Here is a 26,507-nt window from a genome sequence, read left to right on the forward strand (position 1 = left end):
CGGGCGCACCGGCGGCCACCGCGCGCCCGTCGGCCTCCGCGCGCTCCCACCGGCCCGCGCGCGCCGATCCGCGCCCCGGTCGGCCGCCCGGGGCGACCGGGGCGACCGGCGCGACCGGCGCGGCGAGATGTCGCCACCGGTGGTCGGCGGGACACTGGCATTCGGGGGACGTCCCGGGGGGCCGTGCTCGTGACCAGGTGGTGTGTGGCATGAACGAGGTGCTGTTGGCCGTCGGAACCGAGAAGGGCCTCTTTCTCGGCCGTAGCCGCGACCGGCTGACGTGGGATTTCAGCGGGCCGCACTTCCCGATGAACGCGATCTACTCGATGTCCATCGACCGCCGGGACGGCCGGACCAGACTGCTGATCGGGGCCGACAGCAGCCACTGGGGCCCGTCGGTCTGGCGCTCCGACGACCTCGGCGCGAGCTGGTTCGAGCCGCCGCGGCCGGCCATCCGCTTCCCCGAGTCCACCGGCGCCTCGCTCACCCGGGTCTGGCAGCTCCAGCCCGCCGGGCCGGAGGCCCCCGGCGTCGTCTACGCCGGCACCGAACCGGCCGCGCTGTTCCGCTCCACCGACGGCGGCGAGACCTTCGCGCTGGTCGAGTCGCTCTGGAACCACCCGCAGCGGCCGCAGTGGGGCGCCGGCTACGGCGGCCAGGGCCTGCACACCATCCTGACCGACCCGCGCGACCCGCAGCGGCTGCTGGTCGCCGTCTCCAGCGGCGGCGTCTACCGCAGCAAGGACGGCGGCGACAGCTGGGAGCCCTCCAACACCGGCCTGCGCGCCGAGTTCTTCCCGGAGGAGAGCCAGTACCCCGAGTTCGGCCAGTGCGTGCACAAGATCGCCCAGGACCCGGTCCACCCGGACCGGCTCTACCTCCAGAACCACGGCGGCGTCTACCGCAGCGACGACTGGGGCGGCAGCTGGCGCTCGATCGCGGACGGGCTGCCCGCCGAGTTCGGCTTCGCGGTGGCCGCCCACCCGCGCCGGGGCGACACCGCCTACCTCTTCCCGCTCGGCGGGGCGGACGACCGTATCCCGCCCGGCCGCCGCTGCCGGGTCTTCCGCACCACCGACGGCGGCACCAGCTGGGAGCAGCTCGCCGAGGGCCTGCCCGGCGAGGACCACTACGGCATCGTGCTGCGCGACGCCCTGCGCACCGACGACGCCGACCCGGCCGGGATCTACTTCGGCAACCGGACCGGCGACGTGTACGGCAGCCACGACGAGGGCGAGAGCTGGTCGCTGCTGATCTCCCACCTGCCGGACGTGCTCTGTCTCCGGGCGGCCGTGGTGTCCTGAGGCGGCGTCGACCCCACGCTCCCGGTGCCCGTCGGGGTCGGTGGCCCGCGGTCCGCAATCCCGCGGACCATCGGCCGACCGCCCCGGAAAACCGGTTGCCCGCAGGAGGGTCCTCGGTGAGCATGGCCGCCGACGGACGATCACGCGAGTGCGGGACGGGGTGGGGCCATGGCCGAGGACCGGGTCATCAGGCGGGGTGCCGACGGCGAGCCGGTGCTGCGCTACCTGCTGGACGAGCGGGAGGGGCGGCCCTGGGCCGATCTGCTGGAGGTCCTGGACGAGTCGGTGGACGCCGCCGGGTTCATCCGCGCCGAGCTGCCGGGCTGGGTGGTCTCCGGCTCCCCGGAACTCGGGCGGGAACTGGTGGCGCGGGGCGCCCGGGTGCTGCGGCACGCCCACACCCTCCGCCGCGACCTGCGCGCCGATCCCCCGCCCGCCGACTGGGCCGGGACGCCGCTGCGCGAGGGCCTGCGGGCGGTGCCCTGCGACCGCGCGCCCGAGGAGCTGTACGAGGCCTGGCGGGCCGCCTTCGCCGCCGACCACGTCGACTTCTACCCGGGCGAGGACGCCCAAGTGCTCGCCGAGCGAATCGCCCCGCTGCTCGCCGGGGACGTCATCGGTCCGGTGCTGCCCTCCAGCCTCCTCGCGGTGGACTCCGAGGACCGCGTCGTCGCCGGACTGATCCTCACGGACCGCGACGGCCGGCCGTGGGTCGCCGACGTCTTCCGCCACCCGGTGCGCGGCTACCGCGGCCTCGGCACCGACCTGCTGCGCCGGGCGATCGGCGACGCCGCCGCCCGCGGGCTCGCGGACATCACCCTGGTGGTGACCGAGGGCAACCCGGCCCGCCGGGTCTACGAGGCGCTGGGCTTCCTGCACCAGGAGACCTCGTTGACGGTGGTCGTGCCCGACGCCGCCTAGCCGTTCCGACCACCGCCCTCGCCCTCGCCCGCGTCCGCGTCCGGCGGCTCCTCGGTGGTCCGGGCCTGCCGGCGGCCGGGCTTTTCGCGGCTACCAGGAGCCGAAGGCCGCCGCCGCCCGACGGCCCCACCGCCGCACGCCCCGCCGACGGGGGGCGATCCGGCGGCCCGGGCGCTGGCCGAGACGCCGCACGCCGCCCGGGCCGCCCCGGACGGCCTCACCGCCCCCTCCATGCGGCCGACCCGCGAGCCCGCCGCCGAACTGCTGGACGGCGTGCGCCGGGTGGTGCTGCTCGGCACCGGGCTGTCCGGCGCCGGTGGTGCCCGACCGCGCCCATCGGCCGCGCGCTCGGCCTGCTGGTGGACGCCCCGGCCGATCCGGTCACCGCCCGGCCGGCCGCCGCGGGGCTCGGGCCCAGCGCCGTCTGCCCGGCCGTCGGCCACACCGGCGCCACCCGCAGCGTGGTGGACGCCGCCGGCCGGCCCGCGAAGCCGGGTGCCGGCGCTCACCGGCTACGCCCGCTCACCGCTGACCGGGACGACCACCCTGACCCTGGTGGCGGGCGGACAGCACCTGCTCCCCGGCCCGGAGACCACGGCCGGCCGGGCCCCGGCCGACCGGCCGTCGTGGACCCGCTGGTCCAGACCCTGCCGTCTTGCGCGGCCCGCTCGACGCACGCGCCCTCGGCCTCTCGGCGGACCACGCCTCCTGCACCTACTCCTTGTGCCCGCCCTCGACCCGGGCCCCGCGCACCACGACCATGGTCAGGCCGACCGCGACCAGCAGTTCCGCCCAGAAGAACGCCGCGTAGTCCAGCAGCGAGCCGATCGGCGGGTTGCCGGGCGCGGCGTTGCGCATGCCGACCAGGGCGAACAGCGTGGCCGCCATCCAGCCGAGGGCGGGCCAGACGATGCCGCGCCGCTGCCGGACGATCAGCCAGGCGGCCACCAGCACGGACAGTGCCAGCGCCCACATCGCGGCGATCATGAACCAGGCCAGGATGAAGGTGCTGCGCGAGCGGGTGATCCGCTCGGTGACGGCGATGCCGAGGCCCTCGTTCTCCTGCTCGGTCCGCCGGAACACGAAGAAGGGGTCGGCCTCCTGGAGGCCGATCACCACCGGGACGGGGCGCCCGCCCGCGGTGCCCCGGAAACCGACGACCGCGTTGTAGTGGTCGAACGGGTAGTCCGAGACCCGCCCGTCGAAGAGGCTGAAGGACACCGCGCTGGAGCCGATCTGCCGCCCGGCCGGGAAGCCGAGCGAGGTCTGCTCCAGGGAGGTGGTCTCCAGCACCACGTCCGCCGCCGGGACCAGCGGGCTGTCCGCCTGGCGCAGGGCGCCGTGCGGCTGGACCAGGACCTTCGCGGCGAGCGTCTGCGCGGCCGCGTCCACCCGCTGGAGCGTCACGTCGACCTCCAGGAAGTCCGGGCCGGGGGCCGTGCCCACCACCTGGGGGTGGCCGCGGCTGGAGCGCTCGTCGAGGTAGAGCAGCAGCCCGGCCGCGCAGAACAGCAGGATCGCCGCCAGCACCGCGTACGGGCGCCACGGCGCGACCCGGGGCACCGGCGGCGGGGAGCCCGCGGCCCGTACCCGGGGGTGGAGGCGGATCCGCGGCCGGCCCGCCGGACGCGTGCTCCGGACGGCCCGCCGGTGCGGCGGCTCGCTCATCGGCCGGCTCCCACGGTCGGCGGTGGCGGCTGCGGGTGCCGCCCGTCCCGCCACCCTCCGGGCGGCCGTGGCGGCGGGCAACCGCAGAGGGCCGATCGGGGTCCGGCGCAGGCCCGGCACAGCTCCGGCACAGCTCCGGCGCGGCCCCCTCGTGGGCCCGGCAAACGCGCTGATCGGGGCCGATCGACGGGCTGTGTAGGCTCAACGGTCATGGCGAGGGTGACGCGGGACGATGTGGCGCGGGTGGCGGGGACGTCCACGGCGGTCGTGAGTTATGTGATCAACGACGGGCCGCGGCCGGTGGCGCCGGCCACCCGGGCGCGGGTGCTCGCGGCGGTCGAGGAACTCGGCTACCGGCCGAACCGGGTCGCCCAGGCGATGGCCCGGCGGCGGACCGACCTGCTCGGGATGGTCGTGCCGGACGCCCGCCAGCCCTTCTTCGCCGGGCTCGCCCACGCCGTCGAGCAGGCCGCCGCCGAGCACGGCCGGCTGCTGCTGATCGGCAACTCCGACTACGCCGACGAGCGCGAGGCGCACTACATCCGGGCCTTCCTCGGGATGCAGGTGGACGGTCTGATCCTGGTCACCCAGGACCCGGCCACCCCCGGGCTGACCGGCTTCGACGTGGCCGACGGCACCCCTGTGGTGCTGCTGCACCACAGGGCGGAGAGCGAGGACGGCGTCGCCGTGGTCGCGGACGACGAGGGCGGCGCCCGCGAGGTGGTCCGCCACCTGCTGGGGCACGGGCACTCCGAGGTGCACTGCTTCGGCGGCACCCTCGCGCTCAGCCCGCACGACCCCGTCACCGGGCGGACGGCCGGCTGGATCGCCGCGCTGGAGGAGGCCGGGCTGCCCACCGAGGGGCGGCTCGTCCCGGCGCCGTTCGACCGGGTCCGGGCGCACCGCGAGGCCCTCGCCCTGCTCGCCCGGCCGGACCGGCCGTCCGCGGTGTTCTGCGCGACCGACGACCAGGCGATCGGCCTGCTGCGGGCCGCCGACGACCTCGGCATCCGGGTGCCGGAGGACCTCGCGGTGGCCGGCTTCGACGACATCGCCGAGGCGGTGATCGCCGGCCCCGCGCTGACCACCGTCACCACGGCGCAGGACGAGATGGCCCGCGCCGCGCTGGAACTCGTCCTCGGCGGGCCGGAGCGCCGGGCCCGGGGCGCCCGGACCTTCCCGGCCAAGCTGGTGGTCCGGCGCTCCTGCGGCTGCCCGCCGCCCACCCCGGCCTGACGCCGGGGCCGCTCCCCTACTCTTCGAGCAGTTCGTCCGCCAGCAGGTCCATCAGCAGGTTGTCGTGCCAGGTGCCGTCCGGGCCGCGCTCGTACTGGCGCATGGTGCCGACGGTGCGGAAGCCGACCTTGGCGTAGCAGCGGATGGCGGCGAGGTTGTCCGCGGCCGGATCGATCACCAGGCGGTGGTAGTGGTGCTCGTGCACCAGGTGCCGGGCCATCGTGCGCACCGCGTCGGTGCCCAGGCCCATGCCGTGCACCGCCGGGTCGAGGTAGAGGTCCATGCCGGCGTGCCGGTACTCGTCGTCGTTGTTGGCGTACCACTGGATGGCGCCGACCACCTTGTCGTCGATCTCGATCGCGAAGGTCTCGGTGCCGGGCGATTCCAGGTCGTTGGCGACCTCGTCGGCGAGGTCGTCGCCGCCCCGCCAGCGGGAGAACACCTCGGGCGTGCCGCGGATGGCCGCGAGGGCCGGGATGTCCTCGCTGGTGGCCGGGCGGAGCGTGACCAAGGTGCCGTGCAGAATCGTCCCCATATGGGGCATGTTGGCACGGAAACCCGGCTCCGGCGAGTGATTTGGGGCCGCCGTCCGGCCCTTCCGACCTGCGGCGGTCGGGCCCGGCGGCGCGGGCGGCCGGGCGTCACGCGGTGGGGCGCGCCGGGTCGCCGAGGGGGCCGAGCCAGACCGCGGTGACGGCGCTGACGTAGCGGGCGCCGCAGTGGTCGTCGGGCACCACGAGCTGGGGGCCGACGGCGTCCAGCGGGGCGCCGTCCACGCTGGTGGCGAGCAGGATGCGCCGGCCGCCGAAGTCCGGGTCGATCTCGGCCCACGAGACCACCGCCCGGTGCCCGTCGGCGCCGTCCACGGAGAGCAGGAAGCGCAGCCGCTGCTTGCGGCCGGAGAAGTCGATCCGGGGCCGGGCCGCGCGCAGCACGTCCAGCAGCGCCGGGCCCTCGTAGCCGTGGCGCCGCTCGCCCGAGGTCAGGCAGTGGAAGCCGGCCTCGACCCGGTGGGCGGGCAGGGCCCGCAACTCGGCGACCGTCAGCTCGGCGGGTCGGTCGAGGTGGCCGTGCAGGCGGACGGTCGGTCTCACCGGGGACATGGGGGCTCCCTCCTCCGGGCCACCGAGCCGTGACCCGCAGGAGCCCTACCCGAACCACGGCCCAGCCATTCGCAGATGCGAGGGACCAAGTCGCTATCGGCTCGCAGGTGCTGGTCTCGGGCGGGGAACGGAAAGAAGCGGAAGAATTCTTCGCGACGGGTGTCGATCCGGCGCCGGCCCGTTCGACGCAGGGGCGAGAGGCGGGGAGAGGCCCCGCCCGCACGACCGAGGAGTCACCATGCCGCGCTTCTTGACGCTGATCCGCATCGACGAGAACGCCCGCGCCGGCTGGGCGCCGGACCCGGGCTTCGAGCAGCGGATGGGAGCCCTGTTCGAGGAGATCACCAAGGCCGGGGTGATGCTGGAGACCGCCGGGCTGACCCCGACCTCCCAGGGCACCCGGGTGACCTGGAACGACGGGAAGATCGGCTACACCGACGGGCCGTTCACCGAGACCAAGGAGGTCGTCGGCGGCTACGCCATCCTCCAGTGCAAGGACCGCGCCGAGGCCCTGGAGTGGACGCGGCGCTTCCTGCGGACCCACCCCGCGCACTGGCCGGTCGAGGCGGAGGTCCGGCAGATCGACGAGATGCCGGAGCCGCCGAAGTAACGACCGTGCCCGCGTTTGCCTCCCACCGTCCCGGCTGCTCTGATGGGTGGCCGTGACGGACAGGGAGGCGGCGGCGGCCGTCGAGACGGTGTTCCGGATCGAGTCCGCGCGGATCATCGCGGGGGCCGCGCGGATCGTCCGGGACGTCGGCATCGCCGAGGAGCTGGCGCAGGACGCCCTGGTGGCCGCGCTGGAACAGTGGCCGCGCGAGGGCGTCCCGGACAACCCCGGCGCCTGGCTGACGGCCACCGCCAAGCACCGGGCGATCGACCTGGTCCGCCGCCGGGAGGTCTACGCCCGCAAGCTCGCCGAGGTGGGGCGGGCGCTGGAGGACGTGCCGGCGCCGGAGCCGGCCGGGCCGGAGGACATCGACGACGACCTGCTGCGGCTGGTCTTCACCGCCTGCCACCCGGTGCTGCCGGCGGAGGGCCGGATCGCGCTCACCCTCCGGCTGCTCGGCGGGCTGACCACCCCGGAGATCGCCCGCGCCTTCCTGGTGCCCGAGCCCACGGTGGCACAGCGGATCGTCCGGGCGAAGCGGGCGCTGGCGAAGGCCGGGGTGCCGTTCGAGGTGCCGTACGGGGAGGACCGGGCGCGGCGGCTCTCCTCGGTGCTGGAGGTCATCTACCTGATCTTCAACGAGGGCTACTCGGCGACCGCGGGGGACGACCTGCTGCGCCCCGGGCTGTGCGAGGACGCCCTGCGGCTGGCCCGGGTGCTGGCCGCGCTGATGCCGGCCGAGCCGGAGGCGCACGGGCTGGCCGCGCTGCTGGAGTTCCAGGCCTCGCGCACGGCCGCCCGGACCGGGCCGGACGGCCGGCCGGTGCTGCTGGCCGAGCAGAACCGGGCCCGCTGGGACGGGCTGCTGATCCGGCGCGGTTTCGACGCCCTCCAGCGGGCGGGCACCGGGCCGTACGCGGTGCAGGCCGCGATCGCCGCCTGCCACGCCAAGGCGCGGCGCTACGCGGACACCGACTGGGCGATGATCGCCGCGCTGTACGAGCGGCTGCTCGCACTGACCCCGTCCCCGGTCGTGGCGCTGAACCGGGCGGTGGCGGTCTCGATGGACCGGGGGCCGGCGGCCGGGCTGGAGCTGGTGGACGAGCTGGCGGCGGAGCCCGCGCTGCGCGGCTACCACCTGCTGCCGAGCGTGCGGGGCGACCTGCTGGCCCGGCTGGGCCGGCCGGCGGAGGCCCGGGCCGAGTTCGAGCGGGCGGCGGGGCTGACCCGCAACGAACGGGAGCGGGAGCTGCTGCTGGAGCGGGCGGCAGGCCTGCGGGGCTGAGCCCGCTGGGTCTCAGGCGTCGTCCTGGCGCAGCCGGGCGCTGACCGCTCCGAGCCCCTCGGCGAGCACCGCGAGCTGCTCGCGGCTGAGCACGTCGATCAGCAGCTCGCGCACCAGGGCGACGTGCCCGGGCGCGGCCTGGCGCAGCACCTCCCGGCCCTGGTCGGTGAGTTCGGCGATGACGCCGCGGACGTCACTGGGGCAGGAGCGGCGGGCGACCAGGCCGATCCGCTCCAGCTGGGTGATCTGGTAGGTCAGGCCGCTCTTGGAGGTGACCAGATTGTCGGCCAGTTCGGTCATCCGCAGCGAGTCGCCGGGGGCGGCGGACAGGTGCACCAGGATCTCGTACTGCTGGTGGGAGAGCCCGGAGTCCTCCTTGAGCTGGCGTTCCAGCCGCCGGTTCAGCAGGTTGCTCGCGGTGACGAAGCCCCGCCAGGCGGCCGCCTCGTCCGGGTCCAGCCAGCGGGGTTCGCTCAGTGGGGACATGGGGTGAAGCCTACTCCTGTTGTTCAAATTCGAACGAAGGTGTACCGTCGATCGCAGTAGACGTTCAAATTTGAACTACCTTGCACCGCCCCCTCCGCCCCCGATCGCCTCTTCCCACCCGAACCCTGAGCCCCGAACCCCGAACCTCCGAGGAGGACGCCATGAGCGCCGCGGCCCCCGAGCGCATGCCCGCCCTGTACCTGTCGCACGGCGCTCCGCCGCTGGCCGACGACCCGATCTGGCCGGGCGAGCTGGCCGCCTGGTCCGCCGAGCTGCCCCGGCCCAAGGCCGTCCTGATGGTCTCCGCGCACTGGGAGGAGGCCCCGCTCGCCCTCGGCGCCGTCACCACCGTCCCGCTGGTGTACGACTTCTGGGGCTTCCCCGAGCACTACTACCGGGTCCGGTACGCGGCCCCCGGCGCGCCGGAGCTCGCCGAGCGCGTGCGCAAGCTGCTGCGCGCCCCCGGCACGCCCGTCCAGGACATCCCCGACCGCGGACTCGACCACGGCGCGTACGTCCCGCTGGTGGAGATGTATCCGGACGCCGACGTCCCGGTGCTCCAGATCTCGCTGCCCACCCTCGACCCGCGGCGGCTGATGGAGATCGGCCGCAAGCTCGCCCCGCTGCGGGACGAGGGCGTGCTGATCGTCGGCAGCGGCTTCTTCACCCACAACCTGCGGGCGCTCAGCAGCGACGGGCGGGTCAGCTCGGTGATGGCCGAGTTCGACGACTGGGGGCGGCGCGCCCTGGAGGCCCACGACCTGGACGCCCTGCTCGACTTCGAGCACAAGGCCCCGGCCGGGCGCCTCGCCCACCCGCGCACCGAGCACTTCGCGCCGCTGTTCGTCACCCTCGGGGCCGGCGAGGCCGACCTGGACAGCCAGCGCAGCGTCATCGACGGGTTCTGGATGGGCCTGGCCAAGCGCTCGGTCCAGCTGGGCTGACCCGGGCGGGACGCTCACCGGGCGCTGGGGCCCGGAGTCTGCTCCCGGGCCCGGCGGCCTCACAGGAGCAGCGCAGGTCCCGGTGGCCTCACCAGGAGCAGCAGGTGAAGCGCTCGCCGATGTGCTCGGGCTGCTCGATCTCGTCCACCAGGGCGGCCGCGTAGTCCGGCACCGAGATCCGGCTGCGCCCCTGGGCGTCGGTGAGCAGCTGGTCCAGGCCGGTGTGGTACCGGCCGGTCCGCTCCCCCGGGCCGATCTCGGCGGCCGGGCTGAGCACCGTCCAGCGCAGGTCGAAGACCGTCCGGAAGTAGTCCAGCGCCGCACCGTGCGCGTGCATGATCTGGAGGATCGGCTCCGGCAGCCGCGGGTCGTCCCAGACCCGCACGCCCGGCGCGGTCTCCAGGCTGCCCGCCCCGCCGACCGCGATCAGCCGGGGCGCGGCGCCGCCGAGCCGGCGCAGGCCCTCGACCAGGGAGCGGGCGGCGGGCTCGATCAGCGCCAGGTGGCCCGGGCCGTCGCCGCCGCCGACGGCGCTCACCAGGACGTCCCGGCCGGCCGCGACCCGGGCCACGTCCGCCGGGTCCAGGACGTCCGCGCGCTCCACGGCGGCGGCCTCGCCCCGGTAGCGATCCGGGTCGCGGACCACGGCGGTGACCTCGTGCCCGCGCGCCGCCGCCTCCGTGACGAGGGCGCTGCCGATGGTGCCGTTGGCGCCGATCACGGCGATTGTGGCCATGGGGTACCTGCCTGGTGCGGTGGAGGTGCGGGATGGCGTCAGCCAGGGTCGATTATCGGACGGACTCCCGGCGCGGGCTCGGGCGTTGGGCCTATCGTGTGACACCCCGTCCGAGGAGTGATCATGCGCAACGGCGACTCCGTACGAACCGCCCTGGACGCCTCACTGGCGGTCCTCACCCCGCACACCGGGGACCGCGACTGGGACGCGCCCGCCGGGCTCCTGGAGTGGAGCTGCCGCGACACGGCCGCCCACACCGCCCACGACCTGCTCGCCTACGCCGGTCAGCTCGCCGCCCGCCCCCGGGACCGTTACCTGCCGCTGGACCTCACCGTCCGGCCCGAGGCCGACCCGGCGCAGGTGCTCGGCGTGGTGCGCGCGGCCGGGCAGTTGCTGGCCACCGCCCTGGACGCCGCCCCGCCCGAGCTGCGCGCCTACCACCACGGGCCCTGCGATCCGCCGGGCTTCGCCGCGATGGGGGTCGCCGAGACCCTGCTGCACACCCACGACATCACCTGCGGTCTCGGTCTGCCCTGGCGACCGCCCGCCGAGCCGTGCCGCTTCGTGCTCGACCGGCTCTTCCCGCACGCTCCGGAGGAACCGGACGCCCACCCGGCGGAGGTCCTGCTCTGGTGCACCGGGCGCGGGGAACTGAACGGCCGCCCGCGCAAGTCCTCCTGGAACTGGCGGGCGGCCATGGGCGAGTGGCCGGACTGATCCGCTCGCTCAGGCGTCGCCGGTGGCGACCCGCTGCGCCTGGCTGCGCTCGACGCAGAACTCGTTGCCCTCCGGGTCCGCCAGGATGACCCAGCCCTTGCCGTTCGGGAGACGGTGGTCCGCCAGCACGGTGGCGCCGAGGGCGACCAGGCGCTCCACCTCCTCCTCCCGGCTGCGGTCCTGCGGCTGGAGGTCGAGGTGGAGCCGGTTCTTCACCGACTTCTCGTCGGGCACCCGGATGAAGAGCAGCGAGGCACCGGCGGACTCCACCACCGCCATCGGGTCCTCGGGGTGGTCGTCCTCGCCGCGGGTGCCGTCCAGGACCTGGACCCAGAAGCCGGCCAGGGCGTACGGGTCGGCGCAGTCGATCGTCACATGTCGTACCAGAGAAGCCATTCGACCACTCTGACCTGCGTCATCGGGATCCGTCCAGCCATTTTCGGGAGTGCCGGTGGCCGTCCAGCGGGTACGGCGGGAAGGCCGGGACGATCTCCGTGAGGCGGTAGCCGGCCTTCTCGGCGACCCGGCAGGAGGCGGGGTTGTCCACCTGGTGCAGCAGGTCGATCCGGCGCAGGCCGTCGGCGGCGAAGGCGGCGAAGGCCCAGGCGGTGAGGGCCTCCACCGCGCGCGGGGCCACCCCTCGGCCGCGGGCCGGGGCCGCCGTCCAGTACCCCACCTCGGCCGACTCCCCGCCCGGCGCGGGGCGCTTGAGCACGACGTTGGCGACGAGTGCGCCGCCGTCCAGGACGGCGAAGCTGTAGCGGGTGCCGGCCGCCCGGCCCTCGTCCTGGAGCCGCAGCCAGTGCGCGGCCTGCTCGGGGCCGTCCACCGGAGTGCGGGTGAAGCGGCGCAGCGTCTCGTCCCGGTAGATCTCGATCAGGGCGGGCGCGTCGGCGTCCTCGAAGGGGCGCAGCAGCAGTCCGTCGGCTGTCGGGTGGTCGTTCATGGCGTGCTCCCCCGTACTCCCCCGGTGGGTGGTGACCGTGCGTCGCGATCCTGCCAGGTGTACGGCGGGGCCGGCGCCCCGGGCCCGCCGTTCGCCCCGGGCCCTTCGCGGGCGGAGGGCCCGGGGCTCCCGCTTGACCTTGACGCCGGCGGCAGGGTCGGAGGGTGGGGCCATGAGCGACGAGAGCGGGACAGCGGGCCGGGTCGTGGTGGTCACCGGGGCGGCGGACGGGGCGGACCCGCAGGGGTGATACCCCCGATCGGGGGTGTGCACGGGCCGGACGGGGGAGGACAGTGGGCCCCATGCAGATTCCACTCTCCGTGATGGACTTCCTCGACCGGGCCGAGCTGGTCTACGGCGACCGGGTCGGCATCGTCGACGAGCCGGTGCAGCCGGCCGAATCCTGGGGCGAGCTGAGCTACCGGCGGGTCGCCGAGCTGGCCCGGGCCCAGGCGGCCGGGCTGGACCGGCTCGGTGTCGGGCCGGGCGAGCGGGTCGCGGTCGTCTCGCACAACTCGGCCCGGCTGCTGACCTCGTTCTTCGGGGTGAGCGGGTACGGCCGGGTGCTGGTGCCGGTGAACTTCCGGCTGCGGGCCGAGGAGGTGTCGTACATCGTCGAGCAGAGCGGCGCGTCCGTGCTGCTGGTCGACCCCGAGGTGGCCGACTCCCTGAGCGGGGTGGTGGCCAAGCACAAGTTCGTGCTCGGCGCGGACAGCGACGCCGTGCTCTACGACTTCGACGGCACCCCGCGACGGTACGCGGTGGACGAGAACGACACCGCCACCATCAACTACACCAGCGGAACGACCGCCCGCCCCAAGGGCGTTCAGGTCACCCACCGCAACGCCTGGCTGAACGCGACGCTGATGGCCCTGCACTACGGCGCGAGCGACCGGGACGTCTACCTGCACACCCTGCCGATGTTCCACGCCAACGGCTGGGGCATGCCGTTCGCGATCACCGGCCTGGGCGGCCGGCACGTCGTGCTGCGCAAGGTGGACGGCGCGGAGATCCTGCGCCGGGTCGAGCGGCACGGGGTGACCTTCCTGTCCGGCGCGCCCGCCGTCGTCCAGATGGTGCTGGACGCGGCCGCCGAGTGGGACGGCCCGGTGCCCGGCCGGGACCGGGTGCGGATGGTGGTGGCCGGCGCCCCGCCGCCCACCTCGGTGATCCAGCAGGTCGAGGAGCAGCTCGGCTGGGAGTTCATGCAGCTCTACGGTCTGACCGAGACCTCCCCGGTGGTGACGGTCAACCGCTCGCGGGCCGAGTGGGACGCGCTGCCGGCCGCCGAGCGGGCCGAGAAGCTGGTGCGGGCCGGGGCCCCGGCGCTCGGCACCCAGCTGCGGATCGACCCCTCCGGGGAGGTGCTGGTGCGCTCCAACACCGTGCTGGACGGCTACTGGCGGCAGCCGGAGGCGAGCGCGGAGGCACTGCGGGACGGCTGGTTCCACACCGGCGACGGCGGCACCCTCACCGACGGCCAGCTGACCATCTCGGACCGCAAGAAGGACGTCATCATCAGCGGCGGGGAAAACGTCTCCTCGATCGAGGTGGAGGACTGCCTGTACGACCACCCGGCCGTCGCCGAGGTCGCGGTGATCGGCGTGCCGCACGAGAAGTGGGGTGAGACGGTGAAGGCGCTGGTGGTGCTCCGGGAGGGCCACGAGACGGTCACCGAGGCCGAGTTGATCGCGCACTGCAAGCAGCGGCTGGCCGGCTACAAGTCGCCGACCACGGTGGAGTTCCGGGACGGGCTGCCGCGCACCGCCACCGGGAAGCTCCAGAAGTTCCGGCTGCGCGAGCCGTACTGGGCCGGGCGGGACCGCCAGGTCAACTGACGCACCGTCAGTCCACGAGCCCCGACTCCCGGGCGGCGAGGGCGAGTTCGGTCCGGTTGCGGACGCCGAGCTTGTGCATCGCGGACTTCAGGTAGCCGGTCACGGTGTTGCAGGTCAGGCCCAGGTGGGCGGCGATCTCCGGGTTGGTCCGGCCGGTCGCCGCCCACCGCAGCACCTCGTGCTCGCGCGGGGTCAACGGCGGTACGGGGGCGGCCTGCCGGGGCCGCGCGCGGCTCCACGCGGCCGTCCCGGCGAGCGCCCTGGTCGCGGTCCGGGCCAGCTTGCCGACCGCCGAGATCCGCACGTCACCGAAGGGGACGACGGCGCGCAGCGAGGCGTACACCACGCCGTGCACGGTGTCGCCGTCCATCAGCGGGACGGTGAGCATCGCGTACAGGTCCTCGGCGGCCACGGCCGCGTCGTAGTGGTGCGAAATGGTCGTCGCCGCGCGGTAGTCGGGCACCCAGGTGGGCGCCCGCTCGGCGAGCGCCCGGCCGCCGAGGCCGAGTCCGGCCGGGACGGGCACGTCGTGCAGCAGGTCGGCCCGGGTGCCGGCCCAGTGGCGCAGCACCATGCCCTCGCTGCCGGGGCGGCTCCCGGGCAGCGGCTCCGGCACACCGACCAGGCCGACGTCGGCGCCGCACTCGGCCACCACCCGGCGGGCGAGGTCGCCCAGCACGGCGTCCCGCACCAGCTCGGCGGCGCGCGCGGTGAGTTCGGGGTCATCGGGTTGCGCAGCGTCGCCGACGGGTTGCGCAAGGTGGGGGTCCGCAGCCCTTGTCATCGCGGAATTGTCACACGCGGTGCGGCCGGTGGCGAGAGTCCTGACGTGCGTGTTTCGTGGAGTGGCGGACAACGGTGGCCGGCCGGGCGTAGGGTGCGCCGGACGCTACCGGCGGGTAGCAGCCGGCGGGCCTCCCGCTGGCAACTGCCGTGGCCGCAAGGGGATCCGGTGCCGGAGGGAGAACCGATGACCGACTCGAACACCGCGGGTGACGTCCTGGACGGGCTGCTGGCGGACCTGCGGGCCGAGAGCGCGGTGCTGGACGGCCTGGTCGCCGGGCTTCCGGCCGAGGACTGGGCCCGACCGACGCCCGCCGAGGGCTGGACGGTGGCGCACCAGATCGCCCACCTGGCCTGGACCGACGACTGGACGGCGCTGGCCGCGCGCGACCCGGAGGGCTTCGGCGCCTCGCTCGGCGGTCGCTTCACCGACCTGCTGGAATCCGGCGCCGATCCGGTCGAGGAGGGCGCCCGCGAGGGCGCTGCCGCCGCGCCCGCCGCGCTGCTCGCCCGCTGGCGGGCCGGGCGGCAGGAGGTGCAGGCCGCGCTCGGCGCCGCGCCGCCCGGTGTCCGGCTGCCCTGGTTCGGCCCGCCGATGAAGCCCGCCTCGATGGCGACCGCCCGGCTGATGGAGACCTGGGCGCACGGCCAGGACGTCGCGGACGCGCTCGGCGCCACCCGCGAGCCCACCGCCCGGCTGCGGCACATCGCCCACCTGGGGCTGCGCACCCTGGGCTTCGCCTTCGCCCTGCACGGCCTGCCCGCGCCCGAGCGCCCGGTCCGGCTCGAACTGACCGCGCCGGACGGCGGGACCTGGTCCATCGGCCCGGCCGGCGCCGAGGACGTGGTGGCCGGCCCGGCCCTGGACTTCTGCCTGCTGGTGACCCAGCGCCGCCACCGGGACGACCTCGCCCTCACCGCCACCGGCCCGGTCGCCACCGCCTGGCTGCCGATCGCCCAGGCCTTCGCCGGGGCGCCGGGCAAGGGGCGGCGACCGGCGGCCTGAGCCGACCCGATCCGGGTGAGGGGGCGGCAGTTCGGGGCGGCCCGATCCGGGCTTCGGGGCCACCCGATCCGGACAAGGGGGGGCGGCAGCCGAGGTGTGAACCGGCCCGACCCGGGCAAGGGGGGCGGCAGCCGGGGCGTGAACCGACCCGATCCGAGTGAGGGGGGCGGCGACCGTCGGCGTGAACCGACCCGAGGGATGCGCTGTCCGACCTCCGGGGTTGAATGACGGCATGAACGCCCTGCTCAGCGCCCTGCCCGCGATCCCCGACCTGCGCGACCGCTGCCGCGCCCTGGCCGCCCTCGACGCGATCCTCTGTCCGGACGACTGGGACTCGCGGTACCACTCCTTCGACTCCGGCTGGGGCGAGGGCGAGGAGATGGCCTCGATGCGCAACGGCCAGGGCGACGACTGGTTCGTGGTGTTCTCCCCCGCCGGCGTCTACGGGCGCGGCTTCGACCACGAGGCACCCAACGCCCCGGAGCTGCTCGGGTCCGTGCCCGAGGAGTTCCGCCGCTTCGCCGAGGAGCCCGCCTTCGGAGACGAGGACGGCCCGACGGTCACCCGCTGCTTCTGGCGCGCCACCGGGGACGGCGGCTGGCACGGCGTGGCCGCCGAGCGCGGTGGCGAGCACCTGTTCACCATGCTGGAGTTCGCCCTGCGGACGGGTGGCCCGGCCGACGGCTCCGCCGAGGAGCCGGCCGAAGCCGACGGCCCGGCCGCAGGCTTCGGTGACGACCCGGCCGAGGCCTACCGGGCGTGGGCCCGGGACTACTTCGAGCCGGAGCACGAGCTGGACCTCGGCGCGGTCGAACACGTCCTGGCACTGCGCCCGCTCACCCCGGCCGTGGTGGCGGCGCTCAACCCGGACACCGACCTCGACGAACTCGCCGAGGACCTGGCGGCGATCGGCTACCCGCAGTAGGGATCGGGTACCGGAGCAGGGACGGGGGTACCGGACAGGGATCGGGTACCCGGGATCGGCCGCAGCAGGAGGACCCGTGTCCCATCGGGCCGTGGGCCCACCCCGCTCAGAGGCCGATCCGCAGCGGGGTGAGCCGGGTGGCGATCAGGTTGGTGGCACCCCGGTCGCGCTCGATGTGGCCGTGCACCAGCAGCCCGGCCCGGTCCAGGGCGGTGCGGCGTTGGGACTCCCAGACCGGGCGGTTGCAGATCACGTTGATCAGCCCGGTCTCGTCCTCCAGGCTGAGGAAGAGCACCCCGCCGGCCGTCGGCGGCCGCTGCCGGTGGGTGACCAGGCCGCCGACCACCACCGCCGTCCCCGGTGGCACGTCCGGGAGTTGGGCGGCCGAGAGGGCGCCGCCGCGCTCCAGGTGGCCGCGCAGGTGCTGGAGCGGGTGGCTGGTGGCGGAGGTGCCGGTGGCCCACAGGTCGGCGATGGTCTCCTCGACCGGGCTCATGCCGGGCAGCTCCGGCGCCTCGGTGCCGGGGGTGGTGCCGGGGATCAGGTCCGCCGAGATCCCGGCGAACGCCCCGGCCGCCCACAGCGCCTGACGACGCGTCAGCCCGAAGCAGTCGAAGGCGCCCGCCGTCGCCAGCGCCTCCAGGACGGGACCGGGCAGACCGGTGCGGCGGGCGAAGTCCTCCAGGTCGGCGTACGGCTGCCCCGCCACGATCGCCTCGGCCTGCGGGGTGCCGATGCCGCGCACCGTCTCCAGGCCGAGCCGGATCGCCGGCTGCGGGCGCCCGGCGGTCAGCGGCGGTTTCGGGGTCGGCCCCCGGTACGGCTCCAGGGTGGGCCTGGCCCCGCTGGCGTTGACGTCCACCCCGCGCACCCGTACGCCGTGCCGCCGGACGTCCGCGACCAGGCTGAGCGGCGAGTAGAAGCCCATCGGCTGGTTGGCCAGCAGCGCGCAGGTGAAGGCCGCCGGGAAGTGGTACTTGAGCCAGGCGCTGGCGTACACCAGGTAGGCGAAGCTGATCGCGTGGCTCTCCGGGAAGCCGTAGTTGGAGAAGGCCTCGATCTTGCCGTAGACGTCCTCGGCCACCTCCGGCGGGATGCCGCGCTCGGCCATCCCGGTGAGCAGCCGCTCGCGCAGCCGGGCGACCCGCTCGTGCGAGCGCTTGGCGCCCATCGCCTGGCGCAACCGGTCGGCCTCGGCGGGGGTGAACCCGGCGCAGTCGATGGCGAGTTGCATCATCTGCTCCTGGAACAGCGGCACCCCGAAGGTCTTGCCGAGCGCGTTCTCCATCAGCGGGTGCGGGCAGCCCGGCGGCTCCACCCCGGCACGGCGGCGCAGGTACGGGTGGACGGATCCGCCCTGGATGGGGCCGGGGCGGATCAGCGCCACCTCGACCACCAGGTCGTAGAAGTGGTCCGGCTTGAGCCGGGGCAGGGTCGCCATCTGGGCCCGGGACTCGACCTGGAACACGCCGACGGTGTCGGCCCGGCGCAGCATCCCGTACACGCCCGCGTCGTCGTCCGGGATGGTGGCCAGGTCGTAGCGCAGGCCGTGGTGCTCGGCGACCAGGTCGCAGGCGTCGTGCAGGGCGGCGAGCATGCCGAGGCCGAGCAGGTCGATCTTCACCAGCCCGGCGCCGGCGGTGGACTCCTTGTCCCACTGGAGCACCGAGCGCCCCGGCATCCGGGCCCACTCGGTGGGGCAGATCTCGCCGATCGGCTCCCGGGTGAGCACCATGCCGCCCGAGTGGATGCCCAGGTGGCGGGGCAGGCCGTGGAGCTGGGTGGCGAGCTGGAGCACGTCGGCGGGGATGACGGCGTCCGCACCGGGGGCGGAGCGGAAGTCGGTCTGCCGGCTGAACGCGTCCACCTGCCCCTGGGGGTAGCCGAGCACCCGGGCGGCGTCGCGGATCGCCAGCCGGGGCCGGTAGGTGATCACGTTGGCGACCTGGGCGGCGTGCTCGCGCCCGTACCGGCCGTAGACGTACTGGATGACCTCCTCGCGGCGGCGGTTCTCGATGTCCAGGTCGATGTCGGGCGGCCCGTCCCGGGCGGTGGAGAGGAAGCGTTCGAACAGCAGCTTGTAGTGGATCGGGTCGACGGCGGTGATCCCGAGGGCGTAGCAGACCGCCGAGTTGGCGGCCGAGCCCCGGCCCTGGCACCAGATCTCCCGGCTCCGGCAGAAGTCCACGATGTCGTGGACGATCAGGAAGTAGCCGGCCAGGTCGAGGTCCTCGATCACGTCCAGCTCCTTGGCGAGCTGGCGGCGGGCGGCGGTGTTGCCGGGGCCGAAGCGGGCCGGGCCGCCGGCCGCGACCAGGGCGCGCAGGTGGCTGATCTCGGTCTCGCCCTCGGGGACGGGGAAGCCGGGCAGTTCCGGGTCCAGCTTGGCGAAGTCGAAGGCGCAGGCCCGGCCGAGGTCGGCGGTGGCCCGCCGCACCCCGGGGAAGCGGGCCAGCCGGGCGGCCATCTCGCGGCCCGAGCGCAGGTGCGCGGTGCCGGCCGCCCTGGTCCAGCCGACCGCGTCCTGGAGGGTGCGGCGTTCGTGCAGGGCGGCGAGGCTCTGGGCGAGGCGGCCCTGGGCCGGGCCGGCGTGGTGGGCGTTGGTGGAGGCGACGACGGGGAGCCGGGCCGTCGCCGCGAGGGCGGCGAGGGCGTCGTTGCGCCGGTCGTCGCCGGGCAGCCACTGGTCGATCAGCTCGACGTAGACGTTCTCGCGGCCGAACGCCTCGGTGAGGGTGTGGAGTCGGCGCTCGGCTTCGGCGCCGTCGGGCAGGGCCGCCGGGACCCGGCCGAGCCGGCAGCCGGTGAGCACCGCCCAGTGGCCCCGGTGCGCCTCGGCGAGCGCGGCGAGGTCGTACACCGGGTTGCCCTTGGCCCCGCCGGCCAGCTGGGCGGCGGCGATCGCGGCGGAGAGGCGGCGGTAGCCGGCCGGGTCGCGGGCGAGGACCAACAGGTGCTCCACCGAGTTCTCGTGACGGAGCGTCAGTTCGGCGCCGAACACGGTGGCCAGGCCCGTTCCCCGAGCCGCCTCGGCGAGCCGGACGGCGCCGTACAGGCCGTCGTGGTCGGTGATCGCGAGGGTCTCCACGCCCAGCCGGAGCGCCTCGGCGACCAGGTCCTCCGGGTCGCTGGCGCCGTCCAGGAAGCTGAAGGCGGAGTGGACGTGCAGTTCGGCCCAGGGTTCGGGGGTAGAGGTGGGTTCCGGGGCGGGGGTGGGTGCGGGGGCGGGGGTGGGTGCGGGGGCGGGGGTGGGTTCCGGGGCGAGGTCGGGGGTGGGTCCGGGGGTGGGTCCGGCGGGGTCGTCCGGGGAGCCCTTCGGCGCCGGGGGCTGCTCCTGTTCCGGGGCGTGGCGGCGCAGCGGGACGACCGTACGGTCCGGCGCCGCGCCGGTCAGCCGGCGGTGCAGTTCGCTCCAGGGGAGGGTGGGGTGGCTGGTGAAGCCCATCGGAGGGTGCCTTCGTCGTTCTCGTACTCGTTCCTGCTCCCCCCTGGGTGCCGGGTCGGTCCCGCTTCCGGGTTCTGCGTCCCGGCTGGTCTCCGCGCTCCGGGCTTCGCGTCCCGGCTCCGCGTTCCGGCTGGTCTCCGCGTTCCGGGTGACTCTGCGTTTCCGGCTGGTCTCTGCGTTCCGGGTGGCTCTGCGCTGCGTTCCGGGGTGCGGGACCGCTAGTCGTAGCCGGCCTCCAGGTACCAGGCACCCCCCTCCACGGTGAGCAGCAGCGCCCGGCCGCCGCCCACCACGACCTGGAACCGCGCCCGGCGGCGGGCCGTCGACTGGTCCCACCAGTACTCGACCGCCGGCCAGGGCCCGGTCCAGCCGTCCACCCGCTCCTCCCGCCCCCGGACCACCACCAGGGCCGGCCGGGCCGACACCCCCGCCCGGCCGTCCACCGTCACCGGTCGCCCGGCCCCGTCGAGCACCCGCACCGGTGCCGGCTCCCGCAACACCACGGCGGGCCACACCTCGGGCAGCCGCCCGGGCCAGGGCGCGTCGGCCGGCACCGCCGCCTCGTACGGCTCGCCCCACGGCACCTTGACCACCTGCTCGCCCGGACCGCGCCCGCCGGCCGGCTCGATCCGCCGCAGCCCGGCGTGCCCGAGCACCGCCTGCACCCGGGCGACCGCGCGCTCCACCCGGTCGTCCGCGACGGCCTGGCCCCACAGGGCGAGCTGGCGGCCCTGGTCCGGGGAGAGGCCATCGGGGGCCAGCCGGAGCAGGGTGAAGCCCGACTGGTCACCGTCCGCGAAGGTGCCCGCGCCCTGCCAGGCCTGGAGTTGCCAGCGGACCCGCTCGGCCAGCGCCGTCGCGGACAGCCGCCCCTCGTGCCGCCACAGCCGGGAGGCCGTCCGGCCGTCCGCGCAGGCCACTTCGACGGCCACCCGGCGGCAGGTCAGCCCGGCCCCGGCCAGCCGCTGGTGCAGCTGCTCGGCCAGCGCGCGGGCGACGAACACCAGCGGTTCCGCCAGCGGCTCCGGCGGGTCGAAGCGCTGTTCGACGGCGAGGTCCGGCTCCTCGTCGCGCGGCACCAGCGGGCGCGGCTGCAAGCCGCGGGCCAGCCGGTGCGCGACCGTCCCGGACGGGCCGAAGCGGTCCGCGACCGACTCGGCCGGCAGCGCGGCGAAGGCCCCGACGGTGGACAGGCCGAGCCGCCCGAGCAACTCGGCCAGCGCCTCGTCGCCCAGCGCGCTCACCGGGTACGGGGCGAGGAACTCCGCCGTCCGGCCGGCCGGGACCAGCACCCCGGCCCGGGCGGCGAGCACGGCGGCGAACAGGCCGTCGGCGACGCCCACCTGGGCTTGCGGGGCGGCTGCCCGCTGCTCCCCGACGGGGGCTGTGGTTGGGGCTTCGGGTGTGGTTGTGGCCTCGGCTTCTGCCGTGCCCTGGGCTGCGGAGGCGGCTGTGGCTGCGTCCGGGGTCTGGGCGGTGTTCGGGGTCTGGGTGGTGACCGGGTTCTGGGCGGTGTTCTGGGCTTGGGCGGTCGCCGGGGCTTGGGAGGTGTTCGAGGCCTGGGCGGTGTTCGAGCCCTCGACGGCCACCGCGCCCGGGGCGGCGTCCGGGAGGAGCGGCTGCCCGAGGGCGTCCGCCACCGCGCGGCCGACCTTGTCGGCCAATGCCTCCTCGCCGCCGAAGTAGCGGCCCGGGCCCTTCACCGGGATCGCGCACAGGCCCGGGCGGATCACCTCCACCCGGGGCGTGAACGCCTCCACCGCCGCGACCACCGGTTCGAAGCGGCGGGTCTCCGCCTCCGGATCGCGGTCGCGCAGCTCCAGCTCCGGGCAGAGCCGCTGGGCCAGCTTGAGCCGCTGCCCCTGCCGCACCCCGGCCGCCCGGGCGCCCGCCGAGCAGGCGAGGATCCGCCCGCCCTCGGTCACCGCCACCGGATCGTCACCGGTGACGGCCACCACCGGCCAGTCCGGGCACCAGACCACCAGCACCCGGGGGGTTCTGTCGTCCGCCATCTCAGACCACCGCCGCCACTCTGGGTGCCGCCCGCGCCGCCAGTTCCACTCCCGGCTGCAGCTGTTCCCGAAGCGGCAGCTCCCGGAAGGGCAGCTCCTGGAACGGCTGCTCCTTGAGCGGCAACTCCTGGAATGGCTGCTCTTGGAGCGGGCGCGCCGCGCCGTTCTCGTCCGGCAGCCAGAGCCGGGCCGTCCGGCCGCGCACCGCCGAGCCGCGCCCCTCGGCCACCACCTCCACCTGGCGACCGGTGAGCTGCCCGTGGCCGTCGCCCAGCCCGAACCAGCGCCCGGAGCGCACCCCCAGCCGCAGCACCGCGCCCGGCCACGGCCCGGCGACCAGCAGGACGCAACCGCTGCGCCGCAGCACCGCCGCCAACCGGGCGGCCAGCTTCGACGGCACCGGCCCGGACGGGCGCAGCATGATCAGCTCGACCGCGCCGGCCAGCACCGACACCACCTCGGCCCAGTGCGGTCCCGGGTCGTCCGCGACCAGCAGCCGCCGCAGGTCCAGCCCGTACCCCTCGGCGGCGGCCAGTCCCAGGTCCGGCAGTCCGACCGCCGCGGCCCAGCCGCCCTCGGTCTCCTTCACCCCGGCGGCGAGCGCCAGCAGCAGCCCGGTGTCCCCGCCCGCCACCGACACCGCCGTCCCCCGGCGCAACCCGGCCTCGGGTAGCACCTCCCGCAGTGCGGGCGGCACCGGCAGCAGGCCCCGGGGCTCCGCCGCCCGCCCCTCTCGCTCCCCCCGTTCCCCCGGCGCGGCAGCCGGGGACGCCACCGGGCGGAGCAGGGGACGTGCGGGCTGCTCGGCGGTGGATTCGAAAACAGATTCGAAAACGGGCACAACCCCAGGATCGAACATTCGTTCGCAAAGATTCAAGTCCGATCACCCGCCTCGCTCGTCACTCTCCGTGACGACGTCGCTGCCGAGGCCGCCTCGCGCACGGACTCGGCCGGTGCGAGGCCACGCCCCTCGCCACGCCTTCCGCGCCGCCACCGTCGGGCGGGCGATGGCACTCGCCCGGAGGGGTGACGGGACCCGTCCGAAGGGGTGACGGGCGCGTCCGGGCGGGGTACCGACAAGGGATTTCTCCTTGACGAATTTTTTGCCGGTCGCAGGCTGGCACGGTGCTGGAAGTCGCCGTGAGCCCGGACCCCGCCCACTCCCCCGACCAGCTCTCCGCCCGCCGGCTGCTGGCACTAGGCTCCCGGCTGGTGCAGGAGGCCGGGGCTGCTCCGGAGGGGGGCGGAGGCCGCCTGGCAGGGGTGGCCGGCCGGGGTCCTCACTGACTTTCGGAACCGACGAAGCCGACGGAACCGACGGCCCGGCAGTTCTTCCGGACTTCCGGAGCTTCCAGGGCACTTCGGGGCTTCGGAGCCTTCAGAGCCCTCGGAGCTCACGAAGCTACGAAGCTTTCGAACACAGACTCCACGAGAATCGAGGAACCACCCATGCGCACCCTGATCAGCACCGCCTTCATCTCCCTCGACGGCGTCGTCGAGGGCCCCGGCGGTGAACCCGGTTACCGCAACTCCGGTTGGACCTTCAAGGACATCGACTTCCTCCCCGAGGCGTTCGAGATCAAGGGACGGGAGCAGGAGGAGGCCGCCGCGATGCTGCTGGGCCGGGTCAGCTACCAGGCGTTCAGCCCGGTGTGGCCGGACATGCCCGAGTTCGCCCGCTACAAGACGCTGCCGAAGTACGTCGTCTCGACCACCCTCACCGAGGACGACCTGGTGCCGAACTGGGGCGAGACCACCATCCTGCGCTCGCTCGACGAGGTCGCCGCGCTGAAGGAGACCGAGGGCGGCCCGATCATCGTCCACGGCAGTGCCGCCCTGAACCGCGCCCTCTCGGACGCCGGCCTGATCGACCGCTACCACCTGCTCGTCTTCCCGCTGCTGCTGGGCGCCGGCAAGCGCCTGTTCAGCACGACGGACAAGGACACCCAGAAGCTGAAGCTGGTCGAGCACGAGACGTACGGGAACGGCCTTCAGAAGCAGGTCTTCGACGTCGTCCACTGACGGGACGGACAGAGCGGACGGGGCGGACAGAGCGGACGGTGCGGGACCGGGCTTGGACGGGGCCGGAATCGGGGTGGTCCGGATCAGGGTCGGCTTGGGGTGGTCCGGATCAGGGTGGTCGAGGGCCGGCTCGGGGTGGTCCGGCTCGTCAACGCTCCTGTGTGGTGCGCCAGACGAACACCTCGGTGCTCGGCTGACGCTCCGAGAAGAGGCCCGACGGCGAGGCCCGGGCGAGGAGCCGGCGGAGGTCCGCCTCGAAGGCCGGGCCACGCTCCGCGAAGAGGTGCGGGGCCGAGGAGGAGAGCGAGAAGACGCCCGAGACCGCGTCGTCGGCCGTACGCTCCAGCGGCTGCCCGCCCGGGACGACGATCCGTTGCGGGCCGGTGAAGCCCGCCCGGGCGAGGACGGCGGCCTCGTCGCCCGGCGTGCCGTGCGGCAGCAGCCCCTGCCCGGCGCGGCGGACCGGGCCGAGGTAGCGCCGCACCAGCTCGCCGATCTCGGCGTGCGGCACCGGCGGGTGCGGCAGCCCCTCGGTGGGTCGCGGTTCGCCCTTCAGGTCCGAGATGTGCGCCAGGGCGCCGCCGGGCCGCAGCAGGCCCCGTACGGTCGCCGCCACCAGGTCGCGGTCCATCCAGTGGAAGGACTGGCCGAAGGTCGCCAGGGTGAAGGTGCCGAGGTCCGGCGGCAGTTCCTCGGCCCGGGCCCGCACCCAGGTGGCCTTGGACTCACCCGCACCCGCCCGCCGCGCCTCGGCGATCATCCCCGCGTCCGGGTCCACCCCGACGACCTCGGTGAACAGGTCTGCCAGCCCCAGCGCCAGTGTCCCCGGCCCGCACCCCACGTCGAGCAGCCGCCCCCGCCCGTCGAGCCCCAGCGCCTCGGCCAGCGCCTGCGCCAGCCCGGGGGCGTACGGGTGCCTGCCGCGCGTGTAGTGGGCTGCCGTTCCGGCGAACAGCGTCTCGTCCCAGGACCAGGTGTCGCCGGTCATGACCGTTCCTCTTCCTTCTGCCAGGGTTTCGGTTCGCAAGTGAACTCGCCCGATCATGGCACGGGTTGAGGCTCCGCCGGGGCCGGGCCGGATCGGAAATCGATGGACAGGCGCCCCGTGATCAACAGACTGATCCCATGACAGCGACAGATGACAAGAACGATCTGCGGATCTACATCCAGGACGCCCGCGACGCCCTGCTCTGGAAGCTCGAAGGCCTCTCCGAGTACGACCTGCGCCGCCCGCTCACGCCCACCGGAACCAACCTGCTGGGCCTGGTCAAGCACGTCACCGGCGCCGAGGCGCTGTACTTCGGCGACACCTTCGGACGCCCCTTCCCCGAGCCGGCCCCGGTGTGGATCACCGGCCAGACCGAGCCGAACGGCGACATGTGGGCGCGGGCGGACGAGAGCACCGAGGAGATCGTCGGGCGCTACCGGAGGGTCTGGGCGCACTCCGACGCCACCATCGAGGCCCTGCCGCTGGACGCCGTCGGCAAGGTGCCGTTCGGCGCCCGCCACGAGCAGACCCTGCACCGGGTCCTCGTCCACATGATCGCCGAGACCCACCGCCACGTCGGCCACGCCGACCTGGTCCGCGAACTCGTGGACGGCGCCACCGGCCAGCGCTCCGACGGCGCCAACACCGCCCCCGGCGACGCCGACTGGTGGCGGGCCCACCACGACCGCGTGGAACAGGCGGCGCTGGAGGCCGGCGGACTCGTCTGAGCCCTTGCCCGTGCCCGCGCCGCAGGCCTCCGGTCTTCCGGACGGACGGGCGGGACGGGCGGACGGGCGGGCAGGGGCGCAGCGGGTGCGGCTGCTGTGCCCGGGGCGGGGGTCGCTGTCTCATGAGGCGGCTGGGCCATGGGACGGCTGGGCCTCGGACGGCTGGGTCAGGGAGGGGGTGGCCGGTTTACGGGGCGGCCGGTTCACGGGTGGCTGTGCCGAGGTGTCGTACGACGGCCGCCGCGCGGTCGGCGAGGGGGCCCGGGGCGATCGGGACGCACTCGTACCCGAACTCGGCGTAGGCCTCCCGGTGGATCCGCTCGAACCGCAGCGACTCCTCGTACGAGATGCGCCGCGCCTCGGTCGGCGTGACGAAGCCCGGGCTCTCCACGAAGAACACCCGGCGCTCATAGACCTCCTCCGCCCGGACCCGGTCGAGTTCCCGGGCGAGGTCCGGAGTCACCGGATGGCCGAGGTACACCGCCAGGGCGTACGTGCACACCGGCGAGCGGTCGAAGAACCGCACCTCCTCCGGCGGGCCGACGGCCCACTCCTGCCGCCGCCGTTGCAGGGCGACCACCGCGTCCACGAACGACGGGTCCGTCCACGGCTCGGGCTCACCCTGGGCCTGCCGCAGCGCGATGACGTCCGTGGCGGCCTCCTCGACCACCGGGTAGCCCTCGTACTCCAGCCGGCGCAGGATCGCCGTCTTGCCGGCCCCCGGGGTGCCGGTCAGCAGGTAGCGCTTCATTCCCGCACCCTACGGGCCAGGGGGTGGCGGGTGGCCGGGGTGGGGCGGACGAG

General features: G+C 75.0%; 25 protein-coding genes. 12 read left to right on the forward strand and 13 right to left on the reverse strand.

From position 1 onward, the window contains the following. The first annotated feature begins 209 nt into the window (after window positions 1-209). Together ACZ55U_RS26745 and ACZ55U_RS26750 are read left to right on the forward strand one after the other, a co-directional pair. Complete coding sequence (locus ACZ55U_RS26745; RefSeq protein WP_465529780.1) at window positions 210-1,304, forward strand: WD40/YVTN/BNR-like repeat-containing protein; 1,095 nt, start codon at window positions 210-212, stop codon at window positions 1,302-1,304. Window positions 1,305-1,472: 168 nt separating this feature from the next. After that, window positions 1,473-2,225: a GNAT family N-acetyltransferase gene (locus ACZ55U_RS26750; protein ID WP_465529782.1), complete on the forward strand. Its 753-nt coding sequence runs from the start codon at window positions 1,473-1,475 to the stop codon at window positions 2,223-2,225. Window positions 2,226-2,939: 714 nt separating this feature from the next. Here the strand turns inward: ACZ55U_RS26750 and ACZ55U_RS26755 are convergent. Further along, entirely contained in the window at window positions 2,940-3,893 is a 954-nt protein-coding gene (locus ACZ55U_RS26755; protein WP_465529784.1) for a DUF4436 family protein, read from the reverse strand. A 210-nt stretch (window positions 3,894-4,103) separates the two neighbouring features. Here ACZ55U_RS26755 and ACZ55U_RS26760 point away from each other — a divergent pair, with 210 nt between their 5' ends. After that, on the forward strand, window positions 4,104-5,129 hold the full coding sequence (locus ACZ55U_RS26760) for a LacI family DNA-binding transcriptional regulator (RefSeq protein ID WP_465529786.1): 1,026 nt from the start codon (window positions 4,104-4,106) through the stop codon (window positions 5,127-5,129). 16 nt (window positions 5,130-5,145) lie between these two features. Here the strand turns inward: ACZ55U_RS26760 and ACZ55U_RS26765 are convergent, their stop codons facing one another. After that, window positions 5,146-5,664, reverse strand: a complete 519-nt coding sequence (locus tag ACZ55U_RS26765) for a GNAT family N-acetyltransferase (protein WP_465529789.1) — start codon at window positions 5,662-5,664, stop codon at window positions 5,146-5,148. A 106-nt stretch (window positions 5,665-5,770) separates the two neighbouring features. Continuing rightward, a complete protein-coding gene (locus ACZ55U_RS26770) occupies window positions 5,771-6,232 on the reverse strand; it encodes a molybdopterin-dependent oxidoreductase (protein ID WP_465529791.1) in 462 nt (153 codons plus the stop codon). A 238-nt stretch (window positions 6,233-6,470) separates the two neighbouring features. Here ACZ55U_RS26770 and ACZ55U_RS26775 point away from each other — a divergent pair, with 238 nt between their 5' ends. Continuing rightward, on the forward strand, window positions 6,471-6,842 hold the full coding sequence (locus ACZ55U_RS26775; protein ID WP_465529793.1) for a YciI family protein: 372 nt from the start codon (window positions 6,471-6,473) through the stop codon (window positions 6,840-6,842). 52 nt (window positions 6,843-6,894) lie between these two features. Then, a complete protein-coding gene (locus tag ACZ55U_RS26780) occupies window positions 6,895-8,127 on the forward strand; it encodes an RNA polymerase sigma factor (RefSeq protein WP_465529795.1) in 1,233 nt (410 codons plus the stop codon). 12 nt (window positions 8,128-8,139) lie between these two features. Here ACZ55U_RS26780 and ACZ55U_RS26785 read toward each other — a convergent pair whose 3' ends face one another. After that, the gene (locus tag ACZ55U_RS26785; protein WP_465529867.1) at window positions 8,140-8,604 is read right to left on the reverse strand and encodes a MarR family winged helix-turn-helix transcriptional regulator; all 465 of its coding nucleotides are present in this window, start codon (window positions 8,602-8,604) and stop codon (window positions 8,140-8,142) included. 170 nt (window positions 8,605-8,774) lie between these two features. Here ACZ55U_RS26785 and ACZ55U_RS26790 point away from each other — a divergent pair, with 170 nt between their 5' ends. Beyond that, on the forward strand, window positions 8,775-9,557 hold the full coding sequence (locus ACZ55U_RS26790; RefSeq protein WP_465529797.1) for a dioxygenase family protein: 783 nt from the start codon (window positions 8,775-8,777) through the stop codon (window positions 9,555-9,557). Window positions 9,558-9,645: 88 nt separating this feature from the next. Here the strand turns inward: ACZ55U_RS26790 and ACZ55U_RS26795 are convergent, their stop codons facing one another. Beyond that, window positions 9,646-10,293, reverse strand: a complete 648-nt coding sequence (locus tag ACZ55U_RS26795; protein WP_465529799.1) for an NAD(P)-dependent oxidoreductase — start codon at window positions 10,291-10,293, stop codon at window positions 9,646-9,648. A 123-nt stretch (window positions 10,294-10,416) separates the two neighbouring features. On the opposite strand from ACZ55U_RS26795, the gene ACZ55U_RS26800 reads away from it, so the two are divergent. Next, window positions 10,417-11,010 (forward strand): maleylpyruvate isomerase N-terminal domain-containing protein, encoded by a 594-nt coding sequence (locus ACZ55U_RS26800; protein ID WP_465529801.1) that lies wholly within the window; start codon window positions 10,417-10,419, stop codon window positions 11,008-11,010. Between the two features lie 9 nt (window positions 11,011-11,019). Here ACZ55U_RS26800 and ACZ55U_RS26805 read toward each other — a convergent pair whose 3' ends face one another. Both ACZ55U_RS26805 and ACZ55U_RS26810 read right to left on the reverse strand, forming a co-directional pair. Next, window positions 11,020-11,406: a VOC family protein gene (locus tag ACZ55U_RS26805; protein WP_465529803.1), complete on the reverse strand. Its 387-nt coding sequence runs from the start codon at window positions 11,404-11,406 to the stop codon at window positions 11,020-11,022. Between the two features lie 19 nt (window positions 11,407-11,425). Next, window positions 11,426-11,956, reverse strand: coding sequence for a GNAT family N-acetyltransferase (locus ACZ55U_RS26810; protein WP_465529805.1), 531 nt, complete (start codon window positions 11,954-11,956; stop codon window positions 11,426-11,428). A gap of 302 nt (window positions 11,957-12,258) precedes the next feature. Between ACZ55U_RS26810 and ACZ55U_RS26815 the strand changes: the two genes are divergently transcribed. Beyond that, a complete protein-coding gene (locus ACZ55U_RS26815; RefSeq protein WP_465529807.1) occupies window positions 12,259-13,794 on the forward strand; it encodes an AMP-binding protein in 1,536 nt (511 codons plus the stop codon). Between the two features lie 7 nt (window positions 13,795-13,801). On the opposite strand, the gene ACZ55U_RS26820 is transcribed toward ACZ55U_RS26815, so the two are convergent. Further along, window positions 13,802-14,578 (reverse strand): helix-turn-helix transcriptional regulator, encoded by a 777-nt coding sequence (locus ACZ55U_RS26820; protein ID WP_465529809.1) that lies wholly within the window; start codon window positions 14,576-14,578, stop codon window positions 13,802-13,804. A 186-nt stretch (window positions 14,579-14,764) separates the two neighbouring features. Here ACZ55U_RS26820 and ACZ55U_RS26825 point away from each other — a divergent pair, with 186 nt between their 5' ends. Further along, window positions 14,765-15,583: a TIGR03084 family metal-binding protein gene (locus ACZ55U_RS26825; RefSeq protein ID WP_465529811.1), complete on the forward strand. Its 819-nt coding sequence runs from the start codon at window positions 14,765-14,767 to the stop codon at window positions 15,581-15,583. Window positions 15,584-15,815: 232 nt separating this feature from the next. Continuing rightward, on the forward strand, window positions 15,816-16,508 hold the full coding sequence (locus tag ACZ55U_RS26830) for a hypothetical protein (RefSeq protein ID WP_465529813.1): 693 nt from the start codon (window positions 15,816-15,818) through the stop codon (window positions 16,506-16,508). A gap of 106 nt (window positions 16,509-16,614) precedes the next feature. On the opposite strand, the gene ACZ55U_RS26835 is transcribed toward ACZ55U_RS26830, so the two are convergent. The 3 genes from ACZ55U_RS26835 to ACZ55U_RS26845 form a co-directional block, all read right to left on the reverse strand. Then, on the reverse strand, window positions 16,615-19,953 hold the full coding sequence (locus ACZ55U_RS26835; protein ID WP_465529815.1) for an error-prone DNA polymerase: 3,339 nt from the start codon (window positions 19,951-19,953) through the stop codon (window positions 16,615-16,617). A 218-nt stretch (window positions 19,954-20,171) separates the two neighbouring features. After that, a complete protein-coding gene (locus ACZ55U_RS26840; RefSeq protein WP_465529817.1) occupies window positions 20,172-21,965 on the reverse strand; it encodes a DNA polymerase Y family protein in 1,794 nt (597 codons plus the stop codon). A 1-nt stretch (window position 21,966) separates the two neighbouring features. Continuing rightward, window positions 21,967-22,662 (reverse strand): hypothetical protein, encoded by a 696-nt coding sequence (locus tag ACZ55U_RS26845; protein WP_465529819.1) that lies wholly within the window; start codon window positions 22,660-22,662, stop codon window positions 21,967-21,969. Between the two features lie 752 nt (window positions 22,663-23,414). Here ACZ55U_RS26845 and ACZ55U_RS26850 point away from each other — a divergent pair. Beyond that, on the forward strand, window positions 23,415-23,987 hold the full coding sequence (locus ACZ55U_RS26850; RefSeq protein ID WP_465529821.1) for a dihydrofolate reductase family protein: 573 nt from the start codon (window positions 23,415-23,417) through the stop codon (window positions 23,985-23,987). Between the two features lie 148 nt (window positions 23,988-24,135). Here the strand turns inward: ACZ55U_RS26850 and ACZ55U_RS26855 are convergent, their stop codons facing one another. Beyond that, window positions 24,136-24,975 carry a class I SAM-dependent methyltransferase gene (locus ACZ55U_RS26855; protein WP_465529823.1) on the reverse strand — a complete coding sequence of 280 codons (840 nt, stop codon included), beginning with the start codon at window positions 24,973-24,975 and terminating at the stop codon, window positions 24,136-24,138. 137 nt (window positions 24,976-25,112) lie between these two features. On the opposite strand from ACZ55U_RS26855, the gene ACZ55U_RS26860 reads away from it, so the two are divergent. Beyond that, window positions 25,113-25,703 carry a DinB family protein gene (locus ACZ55U_RS26860; protein ID WP_465529825.1) on the forward strand — a complete coding sequence of 197 codons (591 nt, stop codon included), beginning with the start codon at window positions 25,113-25,115 and terminating at the stop codon, window positions 25,701-25,703. A 187-nt stretch (window positions 25,704-25,890) separates the two neighbouring features. On the opposite strand, the gene ACZ55U_RS26865 is transcribed toward ACZ55U_RS26860, so the two are convergent. Next, complete coding sequence (locus ACZ55U_RS26865) at window positions 25,891-26,454, reverse strand: ATP/GTP-binding protein (protein ID WP_465529827.1); 564 nt, start codon at window positions 26,452-26,454, stop codon at window positions 25,891-25,893. Window positions 26,455-26,507: the final 53 nt, after the last annotated feature.

Source organism: Kitasatospora sp. NPDC034533, assembly GCF_055575155.1.

Bases quoted from the DNA above. Each gene is read 5' to 3' on its own strand.
- ACZ55U_RS26800 (WP_465529801.1), top strand. From the start codon at position 10,417: ATGCGCAACGGCGACTCCGTACGAACCGCCCTGGACGCCTCACTGGCG.
- ACZ55U_RS26765 (WP_465529789.1), bottom strand. From the start codon at position 5,664: ATGGGGACGATTCTGCACGGCACCTTGGTCACGCTCCGCCCGGCCACC.
- ACZ55U_RS26755 (WP_465529784.1), bottom strand. From the start codon at position 3,893: ATGAGCGAGCCGCCGCACCGGCGGGCCGTCCGGAGCACGCGTCCGGCG.
- ACZ55U_RS26775 (WP_465529793.1), top strand. From the start codon at position 6,471: ATGCCGCGCTTCTTGACGCTGATCCGCATCGACGAGAACGCCCGCGCC.
- ACZ55U_RS26850 (WP_465529821.1), top strand. From the start codon at position 23,415: ATGCGCACCCTGATCAGCACCGCCTTCATCTCCCTCGACGGCGTCGTC.
- ACZ55U_RS26815 (WP_465529807.1), top strand. From the start codon at position 12,259: ATGCAGATTCCACTCTCCGTGATGGACTTCCTCGACCGGGCCGAGCTG.
- ACZ55U_RS26810 (WP_465529805.1), bottom strand. From the start codon at position 11,956: ATGAACGACCACCCGACAGCCGACGGACTGCTGCTGCGCCCCTTCGAG.
- ACZ55U_RS26835 (WP_465529815.1), bottom strand. From the start codon at position 19,953: ATGGGCTTCACCAGCCACCCCACCCTCCCCTGGAGCGAACTGCACCGC.
- ACZ55U_RS26820 (WP_465529809.1), bottom strand. From the start codon at position 14,578: ATGACAAGGGCTGCGGACCCCCACCTTGCGCAACCCGTCGGCGACGCT.
- ACZ55U_RS26855 (WP_465529823.1), bottom strand. From the start codon at position 24,975: ATGACCGGCGACACCTGGTCCTGGGACGAGACGCTGTTCGCCGGAACG.
- ACZ55U_RS26790 (WP_465529797.1), top strand. From the start codon at position 8,775: ATGAGCGCCGCGGCCCCCGAGCGCATGCCCGCCCTGTACCTGTCGCAC.
- ACZ55U_RS26795 (WP_465529799.1), bottom strand. From the start codon at position 10,293: ATGGCCACAATCGCCGTGATCGGCGCCAACGGCACCATCGGCAGCGCC.
- ACZ55U_RS26760 (WP_465529786.1), top strand. From the start codon at position 4,104: ATGGCGAGGGTGACGCGGGACGATGTGGCGCGGGTGGCGGGGACGTCC.
- ACZ55U_RS26840 (WP_465529817.1), bottom strand. From the start codon at position 21,965: ATGGCGGACGACAGAACCCCCCGGGTGCTGGTGGTCTGGTGCCCGGAC.
- ACZ55U_RS26860 (WP_465529825.1), top strand. From the start codon at position 25,113: ATGACAGCGACAGATGACAAGAACGATCTGCGGATCTACATCCAGGAC.
- ACZ55U_RS26770 (WP_465529791.1), bottom strand. From the start codon at position 6,232: ATGTCCCCGGTGAGACCGACCGTCCGCCTGCACGGCCACCTCGACCGA.
- ACZ55U_RS26865 (WP_465529827.1), bottom strand. From the start codon at position 26,454: ATGAAGCGCTACCTGCTGACCGGCACCCCGGGGGCCGGCAAGACGGCG.
- ACZ55U_RS26745 (WP_465529780.1), top strand. From the start codon at position 210: ATGAACGAGGTGCTGTTGGCCGTCGGAACCGAGAAGGGCCTCTTTCTC.
- ACZ55U_RS26825 (WP_465529811.1), top strand. From the start codon at position 14,765: ATGACCGACTCGAACACCGCGGGTGACGTCCTGGACGGGCTGCTGGCG.
- ACZ55U_RS26830 (WP_465529813.1), top strand. From the start codon at position 15,816: ATGAACGCCCTGCTCAGCGCCCTGCCCGCGATCCCCGACCTGCGCGAC.
- ACZ55U_RS26805 (WP_465529803.1), bottom strand. From the start codon at position 11,406: ATGGCTTCTCTGGTACGACATGTGACGATCGACTGCGCCGACCCGTAC.
- ACZ55U_RS26750 (WP_465529782.1), top strand. From the start codon at position 1,473: ATGGCCGAGGACCGGGTCATCAGGCGGGGTGCCGACGGCGAGCCGGTG.